Below are 16604 nucleotides of genomic sequence, written 5' to 3'. Positions count from 1 at the left end.
GAGGGTTATCAGTTAGCAGATCATGTTAACAGAAACAAACAGATTAGGCCTACAGAATAATTTAAATCCCAACAACATCCTTTTTCTTTTTTTGTTTCATTGCCTTTGGTATAATTTCAAGGATTTCATCCTTTAAGGCATTCAGCATTCTTTTTTTAATAAAGTTCTTGTGGGTTACCAGGCTGATTTCCCTGACAGGTTCAGGCGATTTGAAATGCCTTATTTTATTGGTTTGTTTTGCATTTAATTCGGCAATTGCCAACTCAGGGAGGAGCGTTGCACCACCATTTAAATCAACCATTCTTACTAAAGTCTCTACGCTTCCCGTATTATATTCCAAACCCTGAAGACGGTTGTTTTTCGTAGACCGACAGATGTTTAAAACCTGGTTGCGCATGCAGTGCCCTTCATTTAAAAGCCAAATATTCTCATCGTTTAAATCTTCGGCATCAATGGCCTTCTTTTTATAAAGCCTGCTATTTTTACTAATATAACTTACAAAATTTTCGTAGTATAAAGGTATTTCAGTAATGTTCGCATCGGTAAGTGGTGTGGCCAGTATTCCGCAATCCAATACACCGGTTTTTAAATGATGAATAATATCTTCGGTGGTGTACTCCCAGATTAACAATTTCAGTTCAGGGTATTTTTCGAGCATCGCTGAAATTACTTCAGGCAATAAATAAGGAGCAATGGTCGGTATTACGCCAATTCTTAATTCGCCCAATACATCCTGTTGCTGACTATTAATCAGTTCTTTTACCTTTCCGCTTTCCTGTAATATAATCCTGGCCTGTGCAATAATCTGGGCGCCAATTTCTGTTGGGCTTACCGGCTGCTTACTTCTGTCGAATATTTTTACACTTAGCAGTTCTTCGAGTTTTTGTACCTGCATACTTAAGGTTGGCTGGGTTACAAAACATTTATCGGCTGCAGTTACAAAACTCCTGTAAGTATCTACTGCAACAATGTATTCAAGCTGAACTAAAGTCATATAGGTAAAATTGATTTATAATATCAAAGATATAAATTTTAACTATTTCCATCTTTTTTTTAGCTGCATATTATTTCTTAATCTACATTAAGTTTTTTAGGCTTCCTGATTAAGAACTTTACATCGTAAATAAAAAACATAAAAAAATGGAAAACAGAATAGACATTCAAAAAACAGAACCAGCTGCCTACCAGGCAATGTATGCATTGGAAAAATATTTATCGGCAAGTGCTTTAACGCCAACGCATAAAGAGCTGATTAAACTCAGGGCATCACAAATAAACGGTTGTGCCTATTGCCTTAATATGCACAGTATTGATGCCCGGAAATTAGGTGAAACCGAACAAAGGATTTATTTGTTGAATGCATGGAGAGAAACAAATTTGTTTACCGAAGAAGAGCAGGCTATACTGGCTTTAACAGAGGAGGTGACCTTAATTTCCAATCATGTTTCTGATAAGACCTACAATAAAGCGGCAAGCTTATTCGACGAACATTACCTTGCACAAATTATTATGGCGATTATAACCATTAATGCATGGAACAGGATTGCCATTACCGCCAAAGTAATGGTTGGATAAAATATTATTACCCCGATTAATTTAAAAACCGGGGGTAATTTTTTTATTGATTAATTTTTACCAGCGCCTCGTATACAAGTCTGGCCATTTCTTTTGCGCCTTCCGGTTGAAAATGCGTATTATCTTTTTGCCCTTTGGGATAAGCCACATATTTGCCTGAATCTAAGTTCATGAAATAATTCCTTGACGAATATTCTTTACCTTTTGAGGTAAAAAAATCGGCCGATAGCTCATTTAGATCAATGAATTTTACTTTTAATTCAGCAGCAACATCCTTTACCGCCTGTGGGTAATCTGTATGGGAATTCAGGAGTTTACCATCTCTCCATGGGCTATTTCTGGCAACTGGGGTAAGCAAAACAGGTATAGCACCTTTGGCCCTGGTTTCTTTAACGTACATCCTTAAAAAGTCTTTATATCCCGGAATATCCACATAACGTTCTGGCCGGTCTTTAGCTCCATCATTATGTCCGAACTGGATAAGCACCAGATCATTTTTCTGAAGAACATCAAGTACTTCTTTCCATCGGCCTTCATTAAAAAAAGTTTTTGTACTGCGGCCACCCTTAGCTTTATCAACAACGATAGCACTGTCACTTTTTATTAATTTATGCAATGCTTTAAGGTTATCTCTTTTTAAGAAAGGCTGAAAAACCTGCCCCCAACCGGTAATCGGATATTTTTTTTGCATGTATCCTTCCTCCAGCGAATAATCGGCAACCGTTGAATCACCGATTAAGAAAACGTTGACTGGTTTAGACTTTATTAAAAACGACATCAACAGAGAGGAGAACAATATTACTGCAACCGAGAATGCTTTTTTCATATTCTTATTTTAAAGGTTCAATTCTAAACCAATCGTATTCAGCTATACCCGAATCATTGGTTTGCGTTTTTCTGGCAGCAAACAATCCGACTTTGGCTCCAATCCACTGGCCTGCTGTTGCCTGAAATTCTTCATCAATATTAGTGAAATTCACACCATCTTCACTATAACTAAAACGACATTTGGCACCTTCCGCTATTTTCACCCTGAAATAAACTGAAGCCGATTTCAACCGGGTTATTTCCCTGGCGTTTTCCGGCTTGCCTTTATCGGCATTTATACAATCATTATAGCAGATGTATGTTTCATTATTTTTACTTTTTAGGGTAAGTGAAGCATAACTTCTACCCATTACAACCAACCCTGTTTCTTCATTTTCGAGTTTAGGGTTTGGTTTAAAGGTCAATTTTGTTGTTGCCATAAACGTTTCGGCCGGAAACTTTTGCAACAGTAAATTCGGAACGTCCCATAAATTTTTAGCGCTCTCAGGAATTTTTGCAGTATATAATTTCAATACGCCCTTTACTGCATCGGTAAAGGCCCAGGTTGCCTGCGGGTTTGCCTGCCATTGCCATTGCAAACCTAATTTCTGCGAATTAAATTCATCACTTTCAGTGGGGTTTTCAACAGGGTAAGTTTTGCCAACAGCTGGCTTTTTGTAAACCAAAACAGGCTCTCCTTTTCCATCGCCATCAATATCGGTGCCGATAACCGGCCAGTTGTTAATCCATTTCATCGGCTGAAGGTGTACCACCCTGCCATAAGCATCTTTATCCTGAAAATGCAAAAACCAGTCCTCTCCTGAGGGTGTGGTTACCCATGCTCCCTGGTGAGGCCCGTTGATTTTCGATTTCCCTTCATCCATCACTACTTTACGCTCGTAAGGGCCATAGATACTTTTACTCCTCAATACCAGTTGCCAGCCAGTTGCAACACCACCGGCAGGTGCAAACAAATAATAATAGCCATTGCGTTTATAAAGTTTCGGGCCTTCAATTGTTGGGTCCGATTCATGACCATCGTAAACAATTGCGCCAGTTGCAAGAGGCTTAGTTCCATCAGCATTTAATGGCATTACCGCTAAAACACTCTTAATTCCTGCACGACTACCGGCATAAGCATATGCCAGATAGGCTTTTCCATCCTCATCCCATAAAGGACAAGGGTCGATCAATCCTTTTCCAGCTATTACAAGTTCAGGAGCTGACCAATTACCGGTAATACTTTTTGATTTTATAAGATAGATTCCGAAATCGGGATCAGGGTAGTAAATATAAAACTCGCCATTTCTGTATCTTATTGATGGTGCCCAAACACCATTTCCATGTTGTGTTTTTTCAAAATGTTCGAATGGTGGTTGTCTTAAAAGTGCATGGCCGATTAATTTCCAGTTTACGAGATCTTTTGAATGTAAAATTGGCAATCCCGGAATGGCATCAAAACTCGAAGCAACCATATAAAAATCGTTGCCAACACGGATTGCATCCGGGTCGGAATAATCAGCATTTAAAACCGGGTTTTTATAGGTACCATTACCCAGATCAGCAACCCAAACTTTAGATCTGTAGCTTTTTGCTGTGGGCTGCTGGGCAAGAGCTGCATATGATATAAAGCAAGCCGCAATCGGGATTAATAAAAATTTCATCGGCTGATTTTTAGAAAACTTCTTTTATATATTTGGTTAAACAAGGTTAAGTGATTTTTAATATTAATCCAATCTTAATTATGCAAACGTTCCCGTTATCGTTTGCGATGTTTATTTCAGCCAAACATTCTTTAGCTTTCGGTTTTATGATTAGAATTGTTCATCATATATTAATTAAAACACGGCTGCGTTTACATTACTGGTAACGTGGCCGGTTTAATTTATACTAACCAGATTATGAAAAAAATATGTTTCTTTTTGCTGATCGCAATGAGTTTACAAGCATTTGCCAACCAGGTTAAACCCGATTTTACTGTAGCCGCGAATGGAACCGGAGATTTTAAAACCGTTCAGGAGGCTATAAATGCTGTTCCTGATTTCAGAAATAAGATAACTACCATCTTTATCAAGAAAGGTATTTATAAGGAAAAGTTAGTTTTGGCCGCATCGAAGAAAAATGTAAAATTCATCGGTGAAAACCTAAAAGAAACCATCTTGACTTATGATGATTACGCCCAGAAGAAAAATGCCTTCGGTGAGGAAAAAGGTACATCGGGCTCATCGAGTTTTTACATTTACGGAGAAGGCTTTTCGGCAGAGAACATCACTTTTGAAAACAGTTCCGGGCCTGTTGGTCAGGCTGTGGCAGTCTGGGCAGGAGGCGACAAGCTTGTTTTTAACAACTGTAACTTTCTTGGATTTCAGGACACACTTTACACCTACGGAGGCAATAACCGCCAGTATTATTACAATTGTTATATAGAGGGCACGGTTGATTTTATTTTTGGGGCCTCCACAGCCTGGTTCGAGCATTGTACCATTTTTTGCAAAAAGGCAGGCTACATTACTGCCGCTTCAACAGCTGACACCACTAAATATGGTTATGTACTCAACAATTGTAAAATAACAGGCAACGCCCCTGCCAATAGTTTTTACCTGGGCAGGCCCTGGCGGCCATACGCCAAGGTTGCTTACTTAAACTGCGAACTACCTGAAATAATTGCAGCTGCCGGCTGGAATAACTGGGGTAAAGAAAGTAATGAGCAAACGGCATTTTATGCTGAATACAAGAGTACCGGCAAAGGTGCCAAACCTAAGGAAAGAGCGGCATGGTCTCACCAGTTAACAGATGAAGCGTACAAAGCCTACACTTTGGAAAACGTTTTCCGCGGATGGCTTCCGACAATCAAATAAAATCACAAAACACTCATAAACAAATACTTAAGCAACACAAAAAGCCAAAAAACACTCCTTTCTTTGGCAACGATTGCATAGATTTCTCTTCTGTTTTAGCTGTAAACAACGTACACTTGTTTTAATAATAACCAGATATAATTTAACAGCGCAAAACATGAATCTTTTTAAAGGCAAATTCTATTCAATATTTTCGGTAGTTGCTGGCTTGTATTGCGTAAATACAAATGCAGCCTTTGCACAAAAACAGGTATTACCCGTTATTAAGCAGGTTAAATTTAAAAATGACACCACAAGCATTGTCTCTTTTGGAGCTAAGGGCGATGGCTTAACCTTAAATACTTCTAACATTAATAAGGCCATAGCCAGCGTAAGCCAAAAAGGTGGGGGCGTTGTTTTAATTCCATCGGGATTATGGTTAACAGGACCTATTGAACTAAAAAGTAATGTTAACCTACACCTTAAACGTGATGCAATCCTTCAGTTTACCGACGATTTTAATCAATATAAATTAGTTGAAGGCAATTGGGAAGGGCAGCCTGCCTGGAGAAACCAAAGTCCTATTTCGGGTAGCAACCTTGAGAACATTGCGATAACCGGATCGGGTATAATTGATGGAAATGGCGGTGCATGGCGTATGGTTAAAAAAGACAAATTAACCGAAACGCAGTGGCAAAAACTGGTTGCATCGGGTGGCTCCGTGAGCGAAGATGGCAAATTGTGGTATCCTTCACAAAAAACAGTTAAAGGTGCTAAAACTAAAAATGCCGGGGTAATCGTTCCAGGTAAGACTGCAGCAGATTATGAGGACATCAAAGATTTCCTGCGCCCAAATCTGCTAGTATTAAACAGTTGTAAAAAAATTCTTTTAGAAGGTGTTACCTTTCAAAATTCGCCAGCGTGGAATTTACACCCTTTGATGTGCGAAGATTTAACATTAAGAAACCTGCAGGTAAAAAATCCCTGGTTTGCACAAAACGGCGATGGTGTTGATGTAGAATCCTGTAAAAATGTACTTATTGAGGGCAGCACTTTTGATGTTGGCGATGATGGGATCTGCATAAAATCGGGCAGAGATGAGGCTGGAAGAAAACGCGGGATGCCAACTGAAAATGTTATCATCAGAAATAATATCGTTTACCATGCCCACGGCGGCTTCGTTATTGGAAGCGAAATGAGCGGTGGCGCTAAAAACATCTGGGTTTACGACTGCTCATTTATCGGTACTGACATTGGTTTACGTTTTAAAACAACCCGTGGACGTGGTGGCGTGGTCGAAAACATTTACGTAAACAATATCAACATGATTGATATTCCCGGGGAGGCAATTTTGTTCGACATGTATTATGCTGCACAAGACCCTGTTCCTCTGGCAGGAGAAAAACGTGAAGCCATTAAAACCATAACTGTTCCCGTAACTGAAGCAACGCCGCAGTTTAAGAATTTCTACATTAAGGATGTAGTGGCCAATGGCGCAGAAAAGGCGATATTTTTCAGGGGTTTACCAGAAATGAATATTAAAGATGTGCACCTTGAAAATGTAACCATCCAGGCAAAAAAGGGTATCGAAATCATTGAGGCCTCTGGAATATTCCTTAAAAATGTAAATGTAATTACGGCTAATACCAACCCGGTTGTATTGGTTCAAAACGGAACAAACATTAACATTAATGGCTTACAGTATAAAAAAGAGAGCGAGCTCCTGTTTAACATTACCGGCGATAAAACAAAAGGCGTAAAAGTAACTGGAACAGATGTTTCAAATGCTAAGAAGACATCAGCCATTAGTGAAGAAACCAATAAATCGGCATTAGAGATTGCTAAATAAAATGAATAGAAATACTTCGTATATAACATTAATTGCTTTTTTGACGGTTATATCAACCGGCGTTTTCGGGCAGAAGAAACTTTCAGAACAACTTACCTTAACGGCAATGGAAAAATTATTCCAGGATACGACTGTTTTGAAAGATGCAAAAGGACCACGATGGAGCTATGACATGGGAGTTGTGCTCGAAGGTGCGGCACAGGTATGGCGCAACACCGGGAATGGCGATTATTTTAAATATATCCAAAGTTCAATGGATGCCTATGTTGATAAAACAGGAAACATCAGAACTTATAAAGCTGAAGATTTTAATATCGACAATGTAAAAAACGGAAGGTCGTTGTTATTGCTGTACAAGGTTACTGGCCAGCAAAAATATTTAACTGCCGCAACACAATTGTATGAACAACTGCAAAACCAGCCACGTACAAAAGAAGGCGGTTTCTGGCATAAGAAAATTTATCCGAACCAGATGTGGCTTGATGGCTTATACATGGGCGAACCTTTCTATGCAGAGTATGCCAGCTTAATGAAAAAGGATGCGGCATTTGACGATATCGCCAAACAGTTTATCCTGATGGAGAAAAACTCGAGAGATGCCAAAACAGGTTTACTATATCATGGATACGATGAAAGCAGGCTAGAACAATGGGCAGATAAAACAACCGGGCGCTCGCCAAATTTCTGGGGAAGGGCAATGGGCTGGTACATTATGGCATTGGTAGATGTACTTGATAATTTCCCTAAAAACCATCCAAAATACAATGAGCTTGTCGCTATTTTAAACCGTACAGCAAATGCAGCGCTAAAATATCAGGATGTAAAATCAGGTGTGTGGTTTGATATCATGGATATGCCTGGCAGAAAGGGTAATTACCTTGAATCTTCAGCTTCGAGTATGTTTGTTTATGGCTTTGCAAAAGGTGTCCGCAAAGGTTATTTACCAAAATCATTCAGCGCAGCAGCAAATAAAGGTTATGCAGGTTTAAAGAAAGAATTTATTGAACAAGCCGGCGATGAGCGGGTAAACCTGACTAAAACGGTTTCTGTTTCAGGACTAGGTGGCAAGCCAAAATACCGCGACGGCAGTTTTGAATATTATATTAGCGAAAAAGTCATTACTAATGATCCGAAGGGAGTTGGCGCATTTATTTGTGCAGCAAGTGAGATGGAGCTGGCGGCCTTGCCAAAGCCTGGAGCAGGTTTGACTGTAACTGTAGATAATTTCTTCAATAATGAATACATGACCGGGCCTACCGGAGCTAAAATCCCTTTTCATTATTTATGGAATGAAGATGATAACAATGGTTTTTCACTTTTCGGTAAGGTTTTTAACGATGCAGGGGTAAAAACAACAACCCTATCGACTGCACCCACTACATCAAATTTAAAAGGCACGAATATTTACATCATTGTTGATCCGGATACGGAAAAGGAAACTGCGCAGCCAAACTATATGAACGCTGCACATGCAAAGCAGATTAGCGAATGGGTAAAAGCAGGTGGAGTTCTGGTGCTTTTATTGAATGATGCGGGCAACTGTGAAATTGCAAAATTTAATGTTTTGCCTGAAACCTTTGGTATTCACTTTAATGAAGATAGCCGCAACAAGGTTCAGGGATTAAATTTTGAACAGGGAGCCATCAGCATCCCTGCAAAAAACGAAATCTTTAAAACGGCCAAAAAGGTTTATATCAAAGAAATTTCAACGATTGTTGCCAAGGTACCTGCAGTACCGGCATTAACCGATAAAACCGATGTAATTGTAGCAACAGCAAAATATGGTAAGGGGACGGTGTTTGCCGTTGGCGATCCCTGGTTTTACAATGAATATATCGATGGACGCAAACTCCCAAAAGAATTGGAAAACTTTAATGCTACCAACGACCTGGTAAAATGGCTAATTAAACAGGTTCCTGCTAAAAAAAAGTAAGATGAATAAGCTAAAATTTTTCTTAAGTATCGCTTTCAGCACTATGCTGATGTCGTGCTATGCACAGTTACCGACCGATTCAACTGCCGATAAAATGTTGGTTTATCAGTTAAGTAACGGTGGCTGGCCAAAGCAACTGGAAGATAAAAGTGTGGTTAATTATAGCCTTGCTTTAACACCGGCGCTTAAAGAAAAAATAAATGCAACTACGGTTCTGCATGCCACAATCGACAATAGTGCAACCAGCAGAGAAGTAGTTTACCTGGTACAGGCATACAAGAAAACGCAGCAAAAAGATTATTTAAAAGCAGCAGAAAAAGGTATTGACTATATCCTTGAGGCACAATACAAAAACGGGGGGTGGCCGCAATACTACCCTGACAAAGCCCTTTACCGTTCGGAAATTACCTATAATGATGATGCAATGATTAATGTTTTGAACATTCTTCAGGATATTGCCACAAAAACAAACGGTTTTGAAGCTGTAAACCCAAGCTATATCGAAAAGGCAAAAGCCGCCGTAAACAAAGGCCTAAGCTGCATATTAAAGACACAGGTTAAACAGAACGGGAATTTAACCATTTGGGCAGCACAATATGATAAAGATTCGATGTTGCCGGCAAAAGCCAGGGCATTTGAACCGGCATCATTAAGCACCAGCGAATCTTCAAATATCGTACGCTTTTTAATGCGTTTTAAAAATCCATCGCCAGAAATACAAAATGCAATTACAAGCGCTATTAAATGGTTTGATGAATATAAAATTACAGGTTTTCGATTTGAAAGAAGTAAAACAGCTACTGGCTTAATTGCCGATAATTCGGCTGTAGTATGGGCCCGTTTTTACGACCTGGAAAAGAACATCCCAATTTTTGGCGACCGTGACAATACGGTAAAATTAAAGCTCGAAGCATTGAGCCCAGAGCGGCGTAACGGTTATGCCTGGTATGGTAACTGGGGGCAAAAATTAATAGAAAAGGAATATCCAAAGTGGTTATCAGTCAACGGAATAAAATAAATTTTAACTCGTAATTGCAATTAGCAAGCAATAACAGAAATCGGAAGAAAATGATTTTAAACAAAGAAAATTTAAAAAACATCAGCGGGGCAAATGTTAGTATACCTGCAGCAGAACTTTTAGAATTGCCCGAAAAAGTAATTCAGTTTGGAACTGGCGTTTTACTTCGTGGCCTGCCCGATTATTTTATTGATAAGGCGAACAGAGGTGGTATTTTTAACGGGCGGGTTCTGGTTGTAAAATCGACAGCGCAGGGCGGTTCGGATGCTTTCTCCAGACAGGATAATCTTTACACGCTTTGTGTAAAAGGCATAGAAAACGGAGATAATGTTGAAGAAAACATTATCAATTCTTCTATTAGTCGCGTACTATCTGCTTCGCAGGATTGGGCAGAAATATTAAAAGCTGCCCACAACCCTGAGATGCAGGTTGTAATTTCGAATACCACGGAAGTTGGGATTGTGTTAAGTGAGGATAAGATTACGGATAACCCGCCACAGTCTTATCCGGGAAAACTACTGGCATTTTTACACGAACGATACAAAGCGTTTAACGGTTCGGCAGAGAGCGGAATGGTTATCGTTCCTACTGAATTAATCAGCGATAATGCAGACAAGCTGAAAGAGATCCTGTTAAAATTAACCGTTCAGAATAAATTAAGCTGGGATTTTGAGCAATGGTTAAAAACGGCAAACCATTTCTGCAAAACCCTTGTCGATAGAATTGTACCCGGCAAACTTCCTGCTGCAGAACAAAAAGCGCTGGAAACTGAACTCGGTTATACAGATGAGTTAATGATTATGGCCGAACCATTCAGGTTGTGGGCGATAGAATCTTCCAATCCAAGGGTAAAGGAAATTTTATCTTTCGAGCAAGCCGACAAAGGAATCTTTATTGTACCATCGATTAATAAATTTAAAGAGTTAAAACTGCGTTTACTAAACGGAACACATACATTAAGTTGTGGTTTAGCTATTTTATCGGGTTTTAATACAGTTAAAGAAGCAATGGCTGATGAAGTTTTTGCCAGCTATGTTTCGAATTTAATGCAGCAGGAAATTGCACATTCCTTAGAGAATGACGATATCACTTACCAGGATGCGGTAGATTTTGCATCGAGTGTAGTCGACCGTTTCCGCAACCCTTTTCTAGAACACCAGTGGCAGGCCATTACCCTTAACTTCACTTCAAAAATGCAGATGCGTAATATGCCTTTAATCAGAAAATATTATAGCCAAAATAACGAAGTGCCGCCACACATTGCTTTAGGTCTTTCTGCTTATATCATCTTTATGAATACCGAAAAAGAAGGTGAAAACTATGTGGCAAATATCAACGGAAAGAAATATCCTGTTCAGGATGAATTTGCAGAAATATTATATGCATACTGGCAAAATCCTGAAACAGCGATAGATAATATTTTAGGCGACAGGCGACTATGGGATAAAAACCTGAATAACTATCCTGGCTTTAATGCTGCAATTAAAACTTATATAGATTTACTACAAAATAATGGTGCAATAGAAACATTAAGTAACTTGCATACAGAAAGAACAGTTTAACATGGTTACGAGAATTTTAAAAATCCATCCTAATGATAATGTGCTTGTTGCCCTGCAAGATCTGGCGAAAGGCGAAACCGTTATTCATGATGGAAATGAATACACTTTACAAGACGATATTCATGCGAAGCATAAATTTTTTATGCAGGACATGAACCCCGGTGACCCGATAATAATGTATGGTGTTTTAGTTGGAAAGGCACAACATTTTATCCTCAAAGGAGGCTTAATGGATACCGAGAATACAAAACACGCTTCTGAGCCATTTGAATTTCGTCCGTACCATTACCAGTGGCAGGCACCAGATGTATCAAAATTTGAAGACCGAACTTTCAACGGCTACATCCGCAGCGATGGCCGTGTAGGTACGGCAAATTACTGGTTGTTTATTCCGACTGTTTTCTGCGAAAACCGCAATCTTGATGTCATCCGTGAGGCTTTACACAATGAACTGGGCTACGCTGTTACTGATAAGTATAAATCGTATACCCACCAGCTGGTTGATGCCTACAAAAATGGCGAAAGCCTGGAAGAGGCCAGTTCTGATTCAATTGGTTTACCAAATCCTTCGGCAAACCGCATTTTTAAAAATGTTGATGGAATAAAATTTTTAAACCATCAGGGAGGTTGCGGTGGTACACGCCAGGATGCAGCTGTTTTAAGTAAGCTGCTTGCGGCCTATGCCGATCATCCGAATGTTGCGGGTGTTACTGTATTAAGCTTAGGTTGCCAGAATTTGCAAGTTCAGGATTTTATGAATGACCTAAAGCACCGCAGCCCAAATTTCGATAAACCATTATTTATTTTCGAGCAGCAGCAATCGCAAAGCGAAGAGCAGCTGGTTAAGGAAGCCATTAGAAAAACTTTTATTGGTTTAACAGAAATCAACGAGATAGAACGTCAGCCGGCTCCGGTAAGCAAATTAGTTTTAGGTGTTAAGTGTGGCGGAAGCGATGGTTTCAGCGGCATCAGTGCCAACCCCGCCGTAGGTTATACCTCCGATTTACTCGTTGCACTTGGCGGAACAGTTTTACTTGCCGAATTCCCTGAACTTTGCGGTGCAGAACAGCAACTCATCGACAGGACAAAAGATGAAACTGCTGCCCGTAAATTCATTCAGTTAATGACGGCTTATAACCAGTCGGCCGAAAATGTTGGCTCTGGTTTTTTCATGAATCCATCACCAGGTAATATTAAAGATGGCCTGATAACCGATGCCATTAAAAGTACAGGTGCGGCTAAAAAAGGTGGTACATCACCAGTTGAAGATGTATTAGATTACACTGAACCTGCAACAAAGCCGGGATTAAACCTGGTTTGTACACCTGGTAATGATGTAGAAGCAACAACAGGAAAAGCTGCATCAGGCGCTACTTTAATTTTGTTTACCACAGGTTTAGGTACACCTACAGGAAATCCCGTATGCCCAACAATTAAAGTATCAACAAATAATGCGCTTACAAAACGCATGGGCGACATTATTGATATTAACTGCGGCCCCGTTATAGAGGGTTTGAAAACAATTGAGCAAATGGGCGAAGATATCCTGGAGTATTGTATAAAAGCGGCCAGCGGAGAGGTAATTCCAAAAGCGGTTTTATTAAATCAGGATGATTTTATCCCCTGGAAACGCGGTGTAAGCCTTTAAAATTCAGACCAAAAACATCATTGAAAGGCAAGAAGCAGTTAAAACTTCCATGTGCCCACTATGATGTCACATATAATAAAACAAATAATTTAACAGCGCTCAAGGCAATAACTGTCTTGAATAACATTCTTTAAATGAAACCTTTTTTAGACGAAAATTTCCTTCTGGAGACAAAAACAGCGCAAAAGCTTTATCACGAATTTTCGAAATCGATGCCCATTATCGATTATCATAACCATTTGATTCCAGAGCAAATTGCAAATAACCATCAGTTCTCAAACATGAGTCAGGTTTGGCTTTCGGGCGATCATTACAAATGGAGAGCAATGCGTGCAAATGGCGTTAATGAGAAATACATCACCGGAGCGGCATCTGACTATGAGAAGTTTGAAAAATGGGCTGAAACTGTACCCTATACCCTTCGTAATCCATTATATCACTGGACACATTTAGAATTACAAAGGTATTTCGGCATAAACGAATTGCTATCGGGAAAAACGGCGCAGAAAATTTACGATGAATGTTCAACAAAGCTACAAACTGCTGAGTATTCCGTTCGTGGACTGCTGGCAAAAATGAATGTTGAAGCGGTTTGCACAACCGACGATCCGCTGGATAGCTTAAACTTTCACCAGCAGCTGGCCAGAGAAGGTGCTAACCTGAAGATGTTACCTGCATTTCGTCCTGATAAGGCGATGAATAGCGATGATATCGAAAGCTTAAACGAATATATCGACAAACTGGAGACCGTTGCGGATAAGACAATAAGCAGTTTTCAGGATTATCTTGACGCTTTAAAAAGCAGACATGATTACTTTGCTGATAATGGCTGTTCTGTTTCTGACCACGGTTTAGAGCAAATCTATGCCGAAGATTATACCGAAGCTGAAATCACTTCAATTTTTGATAAAATCAGAACAAAAAAAGGTATTTCTTACGAAGAAAATCTGAAATTCAAATCGGCAATGTTAATTTACTTTGCAGAATGGGATCACGAAAAAGGCTGGGTACAGCAATACCATTTGGGGGCTTTGCGTAACAATAATGCCCGTATGTTAAGACAGTTAGGCCCTGATACCGGATGGGATTCAATCGGTGACTTTAGTCAGGCCCGAATGCTTTCAAAATTTTTAAACCGCCTGGATGACCAGGATAAACTGGCAAAAACGATTATTTATAACCTTAACCCTGCCGACAATGAGTTAATCGCTACCATGATTGGTAACTTTAACGATGGTTCAGTTGCCGGTAAAGTGCAGTTTGGATCGGCCTGGTGGTTTCTAGATCAGAAAGATGGCATGATTAAACAGCTGAATGCACTTTCGAACATGGGGCTTTTAAGCCGTTTGGTTGGTATGCTTACCGATTCGAGAAGCTTTCTTTCGTTCCCCCGCCATGAGTATTTCAGAAGAATCGTTTGTAACCTTTTCGGAGAAGATGTAGAGAAAGGTGAATTACCTAACGACTTGGAGTGGATTGGCAAAATAGTGCAGGATATTTCGTATTTTAACGCAAAAAATTACTTTAAATTTTAACCAAAAACGGCCTTTTAAGCTAAAAAATCGGGGATTCAATTCATTTCAATCGTTTTCCAAACATTTTTTACTGAAGAATGGAATTCACAGAATACATGCCGGTTTAACACAATAATGAGTAACCAGATATCATCTTTATTACAAAAAGGAAAAAAAGTTTTAAGCTTTGGAGAAATCCTGTTGCGTATATGTCCGGATATGGATGGCGAATGGCTGAAAGAAAATAAGCTGCCATTTTATGTTGGCGGTGCCGAACTAAATGTTGCAACAGCGTTAGCCCTTTGGAATGTGCCTTCAACCTACTTGTCGGCAATGCCGCAAAACTCGGTTACAGAGGAAATTGCTGTTTATCTGAATAACAAAAAAGTAGACACTTCCGCTATGGTTTATGGAGGTGAACGTTTAGGCTTATACTATTTACCAAAAGGGAAAGACCTGAAAAATGCCGGTGTGATTTACGACCGGGCAAACTCTTCGTATGCAGCATTGAAAGTTGGCGAAATAAACTGGGATGAAGTTTTTGAAGATGTTAGCTGGTTTCATTTCAGTGCAATTTGCCCTGCAATTAACCAATCCATTGCCGATGTGTGTCTCGAAGCCTTAAAAGCGGCAAAAGCTAAAAATATCACCATTTCCCTGGATTTAAATTACAGGGCTAAACTTTGGAAATATGGTAAAGATCCGATAGAAGTACTTCCTGAGCTTGCAAAATACTGTACCCTCATTATGGGCAATGTATGGGCTGCAAATAAAATGCTCGGCACGGCTCTTCACGATGATTTAAAACCAACAGAAGGTTATGCGAAAGAAACACTTTTACAGCAGGCAATTGATACTTCAAAGGAAATTTTAAGCCTGTTTCCTGCCTGTAAAGCAATAGCAAATACATTCAGGTTCGATAATGGAAAAGGCATCAGGTATTATACTGCGCTTTATACCAATAATGAATTAACCGTTTCTCCTGAATATGTTTCTGATGAAATTTTAGATAAAGTGGGTAGCGGCGATTGTTTTATGGCTGGTTTAATTTATGGCTTCTATAACAATTTAACTGAAAAAGAAATTTTAGATTTTGCCACAGCAGCGGCATACGATAAATTATACATTCCAAGTGATGCAACAGTAAGTACCGTTGCTGATGTTGAAAAAAGAATAATAAGATGATAAGCAATAAGCATAAAATTTTAGACGCGATCCTGGAGCAAGGTATGTTACCTTTATTTTATCAGGATAGTGAAGCTGGAAGTGTAGAAATATTACGCACTTTATATAAGGCTGGCGTACGTGTTTTCGAATATACCAACCGCGGTAAATCGGCACTGCCGAATTTTAAAAAGTTAAAGGAAATCCGTGATGCGGAAATGCCTGATTTATACCTGGGTATTGGCACCATTAAAACCCCTGCTGATGCCAATGCATTTATCGAAGCCGGAACCGATTTCATTGTAGCGCCGATTGTAAATCCGGCTGTTGCCGAAATAGCAAATAAAATTGGCATGCTTTGGATTCCTGGATGTATGACCCCAACCGAAATCAGTGTTGCACAGGAACATAAAGCCATGTTGATTAAAATTTTTCCGGCAAATATTTTAGGCCCTGAATTTATTTCATCAATTAAAGATCTGTTTGCCGGCCAGTTATTTATGCCTACAGGCGGTGTTGAAATTAATGCGGACAATCTTAAAACCTGGTTTAAAGCTGGTGTTTGTGCCGTGGGGATGGGTAGTAAACTAGTCAGTAAAGATGTTATGAGCAAAGGTCTTTATGATGAACTTTTCGACAATACAAAATTAGCACTCGATCTTATTCAACAAAGCAAGTAAACCTCAAAGAACCTAAC

Annotated in this window: 13 protein-coding genes; 10 read left to right on the top strand and 3 right to left on the bottom strand. The window is 39.5% G+C overall.

Annotated elements, in window-relative coordinates; genetic code table 11:
* Positions 1–61: 61 nt before the first annotated feature.
* Complete coding sequence (locus R2R71_RS07155; RefSeq protein WP_316830575.1) at positions 62–994, bottom strand: hydrogen peroxide-inducible genes activator; 933 nt, start codon at positions 992–994, stop codon at positions 62–64.
* A 146-nt stretch (positions 995–1140) separates the two neighbouring features.
* Here R2R71_RS07155 and R2R71_RS07150 point away from each other — a divergent pair, with 146 nt between their 5' ends.
* Positions 1141–1575, top strand: coding sequence for a carboxymuconolactone decarboxylase family protein (locus R2R71_RS07150; RefSeq protein WP_316830574.1), 435 nt, complete (start codon positions 1141–1143; stop codon positions 1573–1575).
* A gap of 43 nt (positions 1576–1618) precedes the next feature.
* Here R2R71_RS07150 and R2R71_RS07145 read toward each other — a convergent pair whose 3' ends face one another.
* Entirely contained in the window at positions 1619–2401 is a 783-nt protein-coding gene (locus R2R71_RS07145; protein WP_316830573.1) for a rhamnogalacturonan acetylesterase, read from the bottom strand.
* 4 nt (positions 2402–2405) lie between these two features.
* Complete coding sequence (locus R2R71_RS07140; protein ID WP_316830572.1) at positions 2406–4046, bottom strand: glycoside hydrolase 43 family protein; 1641 nt, start codon at positions 4044–4046, stop codon at positions 2406–2408.
* Positions 4047–4283: 237 nt separating this feature from the next.
* On the opposite strand from R2R71_RS07140, the gene R2R71_RS07135 reads away from it, so the two are divergent.
* The 9 genes from R2R71_RS07135 to R2R71_RS07095 all read left to right on the top strand — a co-directional run bounded on the left by R2R71_RS07135 (position 4284) and on the right by R2R71_RS07095 (position 16587).
* Complete coding sequence (locus tag R2R71_RS07135) at positions 4284–5240, top strand: pectinesterase family protein (protein WP_316830571.1); 957 nt, start codon at positions 4284–4286, stop codon at positions 5238–5240.
* Positions 5241–5397: 157 nt separating this feature from the next.
* The gene (locus R2R71_RS07130) at positions 5398–7068 is read left to right on the top strand and encodes a glycoside hydrolase family 28 protein (RefSeq protein ID WP_316830570.1); all 1671 of its coding nucleotides are present in this window, start codon (positions 5398–5400) and stop codon (positions 7066–7068) included.
* A 1-nt stretch (position 7069) separates the two neighbouring features.
* Positions 7070–9001: a glycoside hydrolase family 88 protein gene (locus R2R71_RS07125; protein ID WP_316830569.1), complete on the top strand. Its 1932-nt coding sequence runs from the start codon at positions 7070–7072 to the stop codon at positions 8999–9001.
* 1 nt (position 9002) lies between these two features.
* Positions 9003–10019, top strand: a complete 1017-nt coding sequence (pelA, locus tag R2R71_RS07120) for a pectate lyase (protein ID WP_316830568.1) — start codon at positions 9003–9005, stop codon at positions 10017–10019.
* A 50-nt stretch (positions 10020–10069) separates the two neighbouring features.
* A complete protein-coding gene (locus R2R71_RS07115) occupies positions 10070–11581 on the top strand; it encodes a tagaturonate reductase (protein WP_316830567.1) in 1512 nt (503 codons plus the stop codon).
* Between the two features lies 1 nt (position 11582).
* The gene (locus R2R71_RS07110) at positions 11583–13229 is read left to right on the top strand and encodes an altronate dehydratase family protein (RefSeq protein ID WP_316830566.1); all 1647 of its coding nucleotides are present in this window, start codon (positions 11583–11585) and stop codon (positions 13227–13229) included.
* A gap of 134 nt (positions 13230–13363) precedes the next feature.
* Positions 13364–14764: a glucuronate isomerase gene (gene uxaC / locus R2R71_RS07105; RefSeq protein WP_316830565.1), complete on the top strand. Its 1401-nt coding sequence runs from the start codon at positions 13364–13366 to the stop codon at positions 14762–14764.
* A gap of 114 nt (positions 14765–14878) precedes the next feature.
* Complete coding sequence (locus R2R71_RS07100) at positions 14879–15928, top strand: sugar kinase (RefSeq protein ID WP_316830564.1); 1050 nt, start codon at positions 14879–14881, stop codon at positions 15926–15928.
* Complete coding sequence (locus R2R71_RS07095; RefSeq protein ID WP_316830563.1) at positions 15925–16587, top strand: bifunctional 4-hydroxy-2-oxoglutarate aldolase/2-dehydro-3-deoxy-phosphogluconate aldolase; 663 nt, start codon at positions 15925–15927, stop codon at positions 16585–16587. The genes R2R71_RS07100 and R2R71_RS07095 overlap by 4 nt, the downstream gene beginning before the upstream one ends.
* Positions 16588–16604: the final 17 nt, after the last annotated feature.

This window comes from Pedobacter aquatilis (assembly GCF_032678405.1).
Lineage (GTDB): Bacteria > Bacteroidota > Bacteroidia > Sphingobacteriales > Sphingobacteriaceae > Pedobacter > Pedobacter aquatilis_A.
This window is presented reverse-complemented; position numbering and strand designations above follow the sequence as displayed.